We start from the raw sequence: 246 nt of genomic DNA, 5'->3' as shown, positions 1-246 counted from the left end.
GGCCCCAGAAGCCCAGTTGCTGCGAGGCGCGCCTGAAGGTCAGGCCGACCTCGCGGTCGATCAGGTGCACCGGCAGCTCGCGCTCGCGCGCCTCGACCACCGCGCGCTTGAGCTCGGCGCCGGGCTCGATGCCGAGCTGTTCGGCGAGCCGGCGCTGGTACGCGGCCAGGGCCAGGTTGGCGGCGAACAGCGCGGTCTTGCCCGAGCGGATCACCTGGATCAGATCCAGCCGCGCCAGCGCGTCCG

General features: G+C 73.6%; 1 protein-coding gene. It reads right to left on the bottom strand.

Annotation, left to right across the window (positions count from 1 at the left end; translation table 11 throughout):
• A partial coding sequence (locus HKX41_12870) for a conjugal transfer protein TraB (GenBank protein ID NNC25028.1) occupies positions 1 to 246 on the bottom strand: 246 nt, incomplete at both ends.

The organism is Salifodinibacter halophilus (assembly GCA_012999515.1).
Classification (GTDB): Bacteria; Pseudomonadota; Gammaproteobacteria; order Nevskiales; family Salinisphaeraceae; genus Salifodinibacter; species Salifodinibacter halophilus.
Note: the sequence above shows the minus strand (reverse complement) of the source record. Positions and strands in the feature narration are given on the sequence as shown.